Annotated in this window: 2 protein-coding genes; both read left to right on the top strand. The window is 56.0% G+C overall.

Annotated elements, in window-relative coordinates; all coding sequences use genetic code 11:
* The first annotated feature begins 301 nt into the window (after nucleotides 1-301).
* Nucleotides 302-1,237 carry a PAS domain S-box protein gene (locus AKL29_RS02620; protein WP_244481701.1) on the top strand — a complete coding sequence of 312 codons (936 nt, stop codon included), beginning with the start codon at nucleotides 302-304 and terminating at the stop codon, nucleotides 1,235-1,237.
* 1,019 nt (nucleotides 1,238-2,256) lie between these two features.
* Nucleotides 2,257-2,607 (top strand): hypothetical protein, encoded by a 351-nt coding sequence (locus tag AKL29_RS43605; protein WP_193395182.1) that lies wholly within the window; start codon nucleotides 2,257-2,259, stop codon nucleotides 2,605-2,607.
* Nucleotides 2,608-2,664 lie beyond the last annotated feature (57 nt).

Here is a 2,664-nt window from a genome sequence, read left to right on the forward strand (position 1 = left end):
TTCGTTTCAAAAATCTTCACATAAGATAAGGCCGGAACTGGAGTGGGACATGGCTCCTGACACGCCTAAGTAAATGCGCCGGGCAGGCCCCGGTTGGACGCTTACGGAGTAGAAGGGATCGACAATTACCGCTGAAACCCTGCCAATGGAGACCTTCTTGCCTTTGCGTTCGGTGCTATGATTGGGGCACCAACGGCAGTGCAACATCTGGTTTTGGGGGCTTATCTTGGCGCCAAAAAGAGAGTCGGGACTTCAACGCGAACCTCTCGTCAGCGAGCCGGCCCTGGAACGTGCCGAGCGCTTGGCCAATCTGCTGGCCGCCATAGTTGAATCCAGTGACGACGTGATCGTTAGCAAAAATCTCGATGGCATTATTACAAGCTGGAATAAGGCGGCAGAGCGCATCTTCGGCTACGCGGCCGCCGAGGCGATCGGCCGGCCTATTACACTTGTGATCCCGGAGGACCGACAAAGCGAAGAACGTCAGATTTTAACTCGCATTCGACGAGGTGAGCGCATCGACCATTTTGAGACTGTTCGGCGACGTAAGGATGGTAGCTCAATCATCGTTTCGCTGACCGTTTCTCCCGTCAAAGATGCCCACGGCAACATCGTTGGCGCATCAAAGATTGCTCGAGATATTACCGAGCAGAAACGAACTCAGGAGCAGATTAGCATTCTGGCTCGCGAGGCGGAGCACCGAAGCAAGAACATCCTCGCGAACGTACAGGCAATTATCAATCTTTCTCGGTCTGACAGCTCCGAGAGCCTCAAGGAAGTGATCAGCGGGCGCATCCAAGCGTTGGCAAATGTTCACTCGCTGTTTGTTGAAACGCGGTGGGTCGGAGCAGAAGTCTCGGCGATCGCCAAGCAGGAGCTCGCCCCTTATCTCCAAGAAGGCCACGTAAAGCGGATTGTGATGGAGGGGCTGCAAACCGTAATAGAACCCACCGCTGCGCAGGCGATTGCTGTGGTTTTACATGAATTGGCAACCAACGCTGCCAAGTATGGAGCGCTATCTAACGCTAAAGGCCGGATTAGATTGGCGTGGTCACGCACCGAGGATGGACAGCTAATGCTTCGCTGGACCGAATTGGGCGGTCCGAGGGTAACTGCGCCCGAACGCAAGGGCTTTGGTAGTCGCCTCATCGAAGGAACGATCGCCCCACTTGGCGGCAAGGTGCTCTTTGACTGGCGCGCGGAAGGACTAGTTTGCGAAATCGCCGTTCCGACGTAATCCCAATAGCTTGGCTCCGCTGCTCTTAGCCACCAACTCTCCTCATGGCCCATCGCGACATATTGCGCTGCCCCACGAACTTGGTCGCAATGGTCGCTATAGAAGTAAAGCGGACGTACTCACCAGTCACATGACGCCGCCGGGTTTATAGGTACACGGCCTAGCTAAACGCGTATGCGGTCATGCTGGCGATGAGAACCAAGACACCCAGCACCGTAACAGACGCAAATGTCCGCTCCACTCCGTTCATGTCTTCCATGTCTATTCTCCCTGTCAGGAGGGCGACCGTTGCAATGTTTCAGGAGCGGCGTCGTTAACCTTCGTGAATCGCGCTTCGTAATTTACGAAGTTCACTGGTACGTTCCGACGGCGTGTCCAACCAAAATGATGGCCCAACACTCTGGGGCCGACGGGCCAGTGCTGGGGCCGACGCTGCCAGATAGGCGCAACTATCCTGCCAGGCCCAATTCGATTCGCAAGCCCGGACTTTGATACCTCCAGCGAGGGTACCCGCTGAATCAAAAAGGGGCCGATCACGCGACGGCCCCTTGCCGGACAAATGAAAATTGCTTCGGAATGAAAACTAGCCCCGGCACTTGAAATCCTAGAATCAAACGGCACGGATGCTGATTCCGTAAAATCACGGAGCGGCGAAGTGTCCCAGACGGAGGCCAGCGCCAGTTGGAGGCTTTTTAGAAAACGGCCCCAGCGAGGGGTTACCCCGCTGGGGCCGGGTCGACGTCATCACCTAAGGGATCGGCTATTAGAGGAGGAGCCCAACGCCGACGACGAGTGCCAGAACGATATTACATGTGGTGAGATGACACACGGTTACAGGATGCCACGGAAAAGCTCTCCCTGCATTTGCATAGGCAACTCAGATAGCGTGCCCTAATTCGCGAATGCCGCAGCAGCCGATAAGAAGCTGTAGCCGTCAAGAAAAGATAAGATCCCCAACCAACACTACGCCGATGACGCCCAAAACTACGATGATGAGAATCCACATCTCGGCGTTCGTCATGGCTGCGCTCAGAAAAGAAAATGGCCCCAGCGAGGGAGCACCAGCTGAGGCCAAGGAAACCACTCAAACCAAGCGGTGCCTAAACGTCGCCGATTGCAACTTTGTTCCCGAAAAGGAAATGGCCCAGCGATCGCAGAAGCCGGGGCCAGAGCGCAGCTGGGCGACTCAGTGCTCCAAGATATCCGGCGTGAAATCCCAGTGGAGAAAGCAGCGCTTCATCCGGTTCACGGCGATGATCGCGAATGTACCCCGGGTCTTCGGGGGCAAGAGCCGGGGCACGTTCATCGCTCCTATGCCGCTCTGCCGCGAGCGACGCATTGCTAACGACGCTTCGAAGGTACCGTCCTAGCGACTTTTTCATCGCCATCCCGAGCCAGGCGCTCAACTCGCTTGCGGCTATTGCCGA

Origin of the sequence: Bradyrhizobium pachyrhizi, from assembly GCF_001189245.1 — a bacterium.
GTDB lineage: Bacteria > Pseudomonadota > Alphaproteobacteria > Rhizobiales > Xanthobacteraceae > Bradyrhizobium > Bradyrhizobium pachyrhizi.